This window comes from Bradyrhizobium genomosp. I (2014), assembly GCF_000261685.1.
In the GTDB taxonomy this organism is placed as follows: domain Bacteria; phylum Pseudomonadota; class Alphaproteobacteria; order Rhizobiales; family Xanthobacteraceae; genus Bradyrhizobium.
In genome coordinates this window covers 25,174-32,212 of sequence record NZ_AJQE01000094.1, presented here as the reverse complement: position 1 = coordinate 32,212, position 7,039 = coordinate 25,174, and the positions used below count along the sequence as shown (strand labels likewise).

The following is a 7,039-nucleotide window of genomic DNA, read 5'->3' as shown; positions in this document are numbered from 1 at the left end:
CGGGCATCCGACAGCCGGCTCGCCTTCACTGCCGGATGCAGATGGAAGCGCAGCGCGAAATCGGCATCCGCGCCCTTGAAGCGCCCGCCCTGCGGCGGCGACAGCGTGTCCTCGCCGTCGATACGCGCGCCGTCAGTGGCGATCATCAGCATGCGGCGGTGGATCGCGCCGAACTTGGCGAGATAGCCGTCGTGCGAGGTCGTGAGCAGCGTGCCGTTCTGCACGATCTCGCGATAACTCTCGACCTCGACCGGTCCGCTGGTGACGGGCGAGCCGTGCAGCAGGCGTTTCATCGCCGACATCTCCACAAATTGGCACGAGGAGGTGTCGTGATAGGTCAGCGTCGAATGCGCCGCCGTGCTGCGCGCGAACGGCCGCCAATTGTCGCGGCCCGTGGTCGGCATGCCGCAATTGGTGACAATGCGGCTGATGCCGGACGACAGTTCGAACGACAGACAGCCGGCATGGGCGTCGTGGCTGACGCCGGCCGGCGGCGGTGGGCCGGTGTCGATGATCACAGTGGTCTGGCCGGCATCGAGGCGCTGGAAGCCGGTATGCGGCATGTTCGCCATCGGCACGCCGTGGGTGTCGTCATAGGCGAGCAGCGTGGCGAGCAGGTCCGAAGAGGTCGCGCTCATGCCGTTGAACAGGGCGAAATTGCCGTCGCCGTGCCGGAAGAAGCGCAGCATCGGCATCATGCGGTCGATTGCGTTGAGCAGCGCCGGCGGTGGCGCGATGTTACGCGCAGCAAAGGTCTGCCGCAGTGGCAGCAGGTCGATCAGGAGTTCGATCAGCGCGCCCGGGTTGCGGGAGATGTGGCCGCCATCGGGCAGGATCTGCCGCTGCAATTCGTCCGACAGCTTCTTCGAGGCGCTGCGGATGTGACGCGCCTGGTTGGCGAGACACAGGGCCGCATAGCACAGAGCGATCAGCACCTGGAGCTTCGGCACCCCGTCCGGAATGTCGACCATGGTGTAGCGCAGGAAGCGGATCTCGCGGGCGAGCGCGCGCAAGTAGCGGCGGTAGAATTTGTTGTCGGTCTCGCCCAGCACCAGCGGCGCCTGCGACAGCAGCGAGATCACGCGGCGGGCCAGCACGTCGGCGCGGCGCGCGACGGGGCGGCGCTTGTTGGCGGGGTTGGCGATCCAGTCCTCGATGAGCGCGCGCGCATTCGCTCGCGTCAGCGCAGTGTCGGCGGCGCGCAAATGACGCAACCAGCCGAAGCCGAGCAGCGCGACTTCCCAATCCTCCGACGGCGGCTCGAGATCGAAGATCGAGCGGCCGTGGCAATTGACGATCTTGCCGGCGAAGACGAAGCGGCCGGCATAGATCTCGGCGGCGCGGGTCGCGTCCGCGGTGCGTAAGTCGTGCGGCGCAATGATCAGCCGGTCGGTGCGGCCGGGCCAGACCCGCGACAGAGCAACGGAACCGCCGCTCGCGCGCGCGAGCATGTTCCGCGCGAAGCGGTTCATGACCAGCGTCGAGATATGTCTGCGTTGAGCGACCGACACGCCTTGCCTTGATGGGGGAGAGGATTAGCGACGAATCCTTCTTAATCCCAAATTCGGACGGCCGACACCACCTTGAAAGGGTGCGAATCAGCGCCGTCGCAAAAACCGGTGCAAAATCAGGATTTAACGAGCCGTGCCGCGTAGAATCCGTCGAGCCCGCCGAGCTTGGGATCGACATTCGGGAGGTGGCTGGGCAGGGTGCGCAGGTCTCCCTCGGCGGTGATGATCTCGGAGAGACCCGACACCTCGGACGCCTCGATCGGCACCCGGCGCAGGCCGGCCTCCGCGGCCAGCAGCGTGGCGATCGCCTGCTCGCCCTCTTCGGGTTCCAGCGAACAGGTGCAGTAGACCAGCGTCCCGCCGGGCTTGAGCAGCGAGACGGATTTCTTCAGCAGCCGCTGCTGAAGCGCGGACAGGGCGGCGATGTCGGATTCCTGCCGGAGCCATGCGACGTCGGGATGTCGCCGGATCGTGCCGGTCGAGGTGCAGGGCGCGTCGATCAGGATGCCGTCGAAACCCTCGGCTGGGCCGGCCCACTCCACGGCGTCGGCAACGACGGTCTCAGCCTGGAGCGACAATCGCATCAGATTTTCGCGCAGGCGCGCCACCCGGGCCGGTGAGCGGTCGATCGCCGTGACATGCGCGCCTGATAGTGCCAGCTGCGCGGTCTTGCCGCCGGGGGCAGCGCAGAGATCGGCAATGGATTTGCCTTTGACGTCACCGAACAGCCGCGCGGGCAGCGCGGCAGCGGCGTCCTGCACCCACCATTGTCCTTCGGCGAAGCCGGGCAGCATCGTCACGGAACCGTGCAGCAGCATCCGCACCGTTCCCGTCGGCAGTATCTCGCCATGCAGGCGGCTCGCCCATTGTGCGGGATCCGACTTCACCGTCAGATCGAGCGACGGCTCATGGCCGAGCGCCAGCGCCATGTCTCGTGCGGTCGCCTCGCCATAATGCGCGGTCCAGCGCGCGAGCAGCCATGGCGGCAGATCGAGCGATTGCGTCGCGACTTCCTCGATCAGCCCCTTGCCCTCGCGCGCGCAGCGGCGCAGCACGGCGTTGACGAGGCCGGCATAGCGCGCGGCGCGGCGGTCGGATTGCACGAGGCGAACGGAGAGATCGACTGCAGCGTGATCCGGCACGTCCATCCAGAGGATCTGCGCCGCGCCGATCAGGAGCGCACTCTGCGCGCGCGGCGCGTCGGAGGGAATGCCCTTGTCGAGCAGGCGGGACAGCACATGGCCGAGCGTGCCGAGCCGGCGCAGCACCGTGGCGACGAGGCGCCGCATCAGCGCGCGGTCGCGATCGGCCAGCGTCTTCAGTCCGGGATGGGCGCCGCCGCCGTCGAGCTGGTCATCAAGCGTGCGGTGCTTGTGCAGCACGCCGTCGACGATGTCGGCGGCTATCCGCCGTGCCGCAAGACCGGGCACTTCGGATGGAGGGACGAAACGTTGAGATGGCATACGGAAGCAAGGTTCTGAGCGAGCGGCAGTTCCGCCGCAATGGCGCATGCCTTGAGAGACTGATCTCTGACACGCGAATATGCCAAATGTAAGAATGGCCCCTCGCGATTGGAGCCCGCAATGACCATTTCAGCAATGCGTTATTGGACCTCGCGCTTTCCGTGATCCTGCGTTAGGAACCGCCCGAGATGAGTGACCGGCCCACCCTTCCCGATCGCAAGCCGCTGCCGCCGGCCGCCCAGCGGGCGTTGGCCGAAGCCGAAGCGCGCCGGCGGGCTGCGGCGGCCGTGCATGCCGAAGCTGCGCCGAAGGAGTTGCAGGGGCCGAAGGGGCCGGAGCCAACTCGTTACGGCGATTGGGAGCGTAAAGGCATCGCTTCGGACTTCTGAGGCGCCGCTTTATGTGCGCTCCTCACAAGCCACCTTGCCGGTTCGGCCGACTCAGCCCTAGCGTGCGCGGATGTCGCGCTTCGATCCCAGCCGTCCATACCGGACTTCATACAGCGGCTCGCCGCTCGGCCGTCGCTTCTCCGGACTGTTGCCGTGGATGTTCGTGGTCGGCGTTGCGACGGCCATCGTGCTCGGCTTCCGCCAGGGAACGATCTGGCCCATCCCGCATGTGGATGACGAACAATCGCGCGATGCCGAAATCATCCTGCGGCAGTCCGGCAATTCCGATGCGAGACAAGCGGTCGAGGTCGTCCGCACCATCGACGGTGACACTTTCCTCGCGCGCGTGCATCTGCGCGACGGCCGCGATCTCGTCGCACGTGTCCGTCTGCGCGGCATCGATGCGCCCGAGATGAAAGCATCCTGCCGGGACGAGCTGGACAAGGCCGAGGCCGCCGGCGATGCGTTGCGCAACCTGCTCGGCCAGGGCGGCGTGATGGTCTATAATCTTGGTCAGGACAAATACGGCCGCGTTCTCGCCGATGTTGCCACCAGGCGCACCGCCAACGTCTCGGCTGCGCTGCTCGCGAGCGGTTATGTGCGCAGCTACAATGGCGGCCATCGCGACGGCTGGTGCGCGCGGGGCTGGCGCTTCTGGTAACAAAAAAGCCGCGTCGCAATACGCGGCTTTTATCTCGACTGATTCAGGCGATCAGCGCGTCACGACCACCGTCGTGCCGACGGAGACGCGGCCGTAGAGATCGGTAATGTCGTCGTTGAGCATGCGGATGCAACCATAGGAGACGAAGCCGCCGATCGAGCCCGGGACGTTGGTGCCGTGAATGGCGTATTCGCCGCCGGCCAGAGTCATCGCCGCGACACCCATAGGGTTGCGCGGCGAGCCGCCCGGAATGACGTCGGGAATATTCGGCTTGTCGCGCTTCACCTCGGCGGGCGGCGCCCAGGCCGGATTGAGATACTTGCCGTCGATCTTCGTCGTGCCGGCCCATTGCTTGCCGGCCTTGCCGACGCCGACCGGATAGCGCACGGCGTGGCCGTTATCGAGGATCAGATAAAGCCGTCGCTCGCTGGTTTTGACCACGATGGTGCCCGGCGAGTAGTCGGCCAGGTGGGTCCCCACCATTTCCGGCCGTGCCTCTGCCGCTGTCGACATCAAGACCCCAACCCCGATGGTGGCGGCCAGCGTCGCTGCAATCCTCATCGACATCGATGCTTCCCCTTGCGCCAAACGGATCGTCCAAAATTACGCAGAACCCGGCAATCTCCGCCGCGTCAGGCCCTCGTTAGCGCTCATTCTTAGCCGCGCCTGTTAACCGGATGGTTTCCACGCGCGCTAGCCGAGGGCCAGCCAACGGCGGGAACAAAGGAAATGTTCGAAATAAAGTAAATGATCTGAAAACAACACTTTCCGGGAAAGATGCCGGCCGCACGGGTGCGCGCGCTGACAAGAGCGTGAGGATGTGAACGGCTGTTGGCTGCTAGGGGGCGCGACACGCGGACTTGTGTCCTGGACAAGGCGCGGCGTGTAGCGCCGCGACGCAGAGCCGGGACCCAGCTCTTTACTTTATGCGGATAGATGGGCCCCGGCTCTGCAGCGCACCGCTGCAGAAGCGCTGCGCTGCGTCCGGGGCACGAGAGCGTCCTTACGCCGACTTCCGGTTCTGCCGGTTCTTGACGAGGTCGTCGACCACCGCGGGATCGGCCAGGGTCGACGTATCGCCCAGGCTGCCGGGCTCGTCTTCGGCGATCTTGCGCAGGATGCGGCGCATGATCTTGCCGGAGCGGGTCTTTGGCAGGCCCGGCGCGAACTGGATCTGGTCGGGCGAAGCGATCGGGCCGATCTCCTTGCGCACCCAGGTGACGAGCTCCTTGCGCAGGTCCTCGGTCGGCTGGACGCCGGACATCAGGGTGACGTAGGCGTAGATGCCCTGGCCCTTGATGTCGTGTGGGAAGCCGACCACTGCCGCCTCCGACACCTTCTCGTGCGCGACCAGCGCGCTCTCGACTTCTGCGGTGCCCATGCGATGACCGGAGACGTTGATGACGTCGTCGACGCGGCCGGTGATCCAGTAATAGCCGTCGGCGTCGCGCCGGCAGCCGTCGCCGGTGAAATACTTGCCCTTGTAGGTCGAGAAATAGGTCTGCTCGAAGCGGGCGTGGTCGCCGTAGACCGTGCGCATCTGACCGGGCCAGGACCGCGTCAGGCAGAGATTGCCGGTGGTTTCGCCCTCCAGAACATTGCCGTCGGCGTCGACGATCTCAGGCACCACGCCGAAGAACGGCTGTGTCGCCGAGCCCGGCTTGAGCCTGGTTGCGCCCGGCAGCGGGGTGATCAGGATACCGCCGGTCTCGGTCTGCCACCAGGTGTCGACGATCGGGCAGCGATCATCGCCGACGACGCGGTGATACCACTCCCAGGCTTCCGGATTGATGGGCTCGCCGACCGAGCCGAGCAGGCGGAGCGAGGCGCGCGAGGTCTTCTTCACAGGCTCGTCGCCGCCCTGCATCAGTGCGCGGATCGCAGTCGGCGCGGTGTAGAAGATGTTGACCTTGTGCTTATCGATGACGTTCCAGAATCGCGAATTATCCGGGTAATTGGGCACGCCTTCGAACATCAGCGTGGTCGCGCCGTTCGCCAGCGGGCCGTAGAGGATGTAGCTGTGGCCGGTGACCCAGCCGACGTCGGCGGTGCACCAGTAGATGTCGCCGTCGTGATAGTCGAAGACGTATTGGTGCGTCATCGAGGCGAACACGAGATAGCCGGCCGAGGTGTGCAGCACGCCCTTGGGCTGGCCGGTCGAACCCGAGGTGTAGAGGATGAACAGCGGGTCCTCAGCGTGCATGTGCTCGACCGGGCATTCCGTCGTCACCATGGCGGCGGCCTCGTGGTACCAGAGGTCGCGCGTCGGGTTCATGTCGACCTTGCCGCCGGTGCGCTTGACCACGACGACCCAGTCGACGCCGTCGGCCTTGGCGAGCGCCGCGTCGACATTGGCCTTCAGCGGCACCTTCTTGCCGCCGCGCAGGCCTTCGTCAGCGGTGATGATCACCTTGGACTGGCAGTCGTTGATGCGCTGGGCGAGGCTGTCCGGCGAGAAGCCCGCGAACACCACGGAGTGGATCGCGCCGATGCGTGCGCAGGCCAGCATCGCATAGGCAGCCTCGGGAATCATCGGCAGGTAGATGGTGACGCGGTCGCCCTTCTTGACGTTGCGGGTGCGCAGGATGTTGGCCATCCGACAGACCTCGTCGTGCAACTCCTTGTAGGTGATGTGTTTGGACTGCGAGGGGTCGTCGCCTTCCCAGATGATCGCCGTCTGGTTGGCGCGCGTGTGAAGATGCCGGTCGATGCAATTGTGAGCGACGTTGAGGATGCCGTCCTCGAACCATTTGATCGAGATGTTGCCGGGCGCGAACGAGACGTTCTCGATCTTCGTCGGCGCCTTCATCCAGTCGATGCGCTTGGCCTGCTCAGCCCAGAAACCATTCGGGTCCGAGATGGAGCGAGCATACATCTCCTTGTACTTGGCCTGGTCGACCCAGGCGCGCTTCGCCCACTCCGCGGGGACATCATAGATCTTCTCGGACATGCTTTCCCTCCAGATACGGCAGGCCGACGCCGGCGATCGGCGAGCCGACTTGATCATTGACTGAT

The 7,039-nt window shown here is 65.6% G+C and carries 6 protein-coding genes; 2 read left to right on the top strand and 4 right to left on the bottom strand.

The features are described from left to right. Both IC50_RS08965 and IC50_RS08960 read right to left on the bottom strand, forming a co-directional pair. Positions 1-1,472: heparinase II/III family protein (locus IC50_RS08965; RefSeq protein ID WP_035703152.1), on the bottom strand; the 1,472-nt coding region annotated here is incomplete at its 3' end. A gap of 155 nt (positions 1,473-1,627) precedes the next feature. Continuing rightward, positions 1,628-2,974, bottom strand: a complete 1,347-nt coding sequence (locus tag IC50_RS08960) for an RsmB/NOP family class I SAM-dependent RNA methyltransferase (protein WP_035703151.1) — start codon at positions 2,972-2,974, stop codon at positions 1,628-1,630. A 188-nt stretch (positions 2,975-3,162) separates the two neighbouring features. Between IC50_RS08960 and IC50_RS08955 the strand changes: the two genes are divergently transcribed. Further along, the gene (locus IC50_RS08955; RefSeq protein ID WP_035703149.1) at positions 3,163-3,363 is read left to right on the top strand and encodes a DUF1674 domain-containing protein; all 201 of its coding nucleotides are present in this window, start codon (positions 3,163-3,165) and stop codon (positions 3,361-3,363) included. A gap of 70 nt (positions 3,364-3,433) precedes the next feature. After that, the gene (locus IC50_RS08950; RefSeq protein WP_035703147.1) at positions 3,434-4,024 is read left to right on the top strand and encodes a thermonuclease family protein; all 591 of its coding nucleotides are present in this window, start codon (positions 3,434-3,436) and stop codon (positions 4,022-4,024) included. Between the two features lie 51 nt (positions 4,025-4,075). Here IC50_RS08950 and IC50_RS08945 read toward each other — a convergent pair whose 3' ends face one another. Continuing rightward, complete coding sequence (locus tag IC50_RS08945) at positions 4,076-4,591, bottom strand: L,D-transpeptidase (RefSeq protein WP_035703146.1); 516 nt, start codon at positions 4,589-4,591, stop codon at positions 4,076-4,078. 436 nt (positions 4,592-5,027) lie between these two features. Then, positions 5,028-6,974, bottom strand: coding sequence for an acetate--CoA ligase (acs, locus tag IC50_RS08940; protein WP_035703144.1), 1,947 nt, complete (start codon positions 6,972-6,974; stop codon positions 5,028-5,030). Positions 6,975-7,039: the final 65 nt, after the last annotated feature.

What these genes read in the sequence shown, in the direction of transcription:
- IC50_RS08960 (WP_035703151.1), bottom strand. Translation starts at nt 2,974, where the DNA reads ATGCCATCTCAACGTTTCGTCCCTCCATCCGAAGTGCCCGGTCTTGCG.
- IC50_RS08945 (WP_035703146.1), bottom strand. Translation starts at nt 4,591, where the DNA reads ATGTCGATGAGGATTGCAGCGACGCTGGCCGCCACCATCGGGGTTGGG.
- IC50_RS08955 (WP_035703149.1), top strand. Translation starts at nt 3,163, where the DNA reads ATGAGTGACCGGCCCACCCTTCCCGATCGCAAGCCGCTGCCGCCGGCC.
- acs (WP_035703144.1), bottom strand. Translation starts at nt 6,974, where the DNA reads ATGTCCGAGAAGATCTATGATGTCCCCGCGGAGTGGGCGAAGCGCGCC.
- IC50_RS08950 (WP_035703147.1), top strand. Translation starts at nt 3,434, where the DNA reads ATGTCGCGCTTCGATCCCAGCCGTCCATACCGGACTTCATACAGCGGC.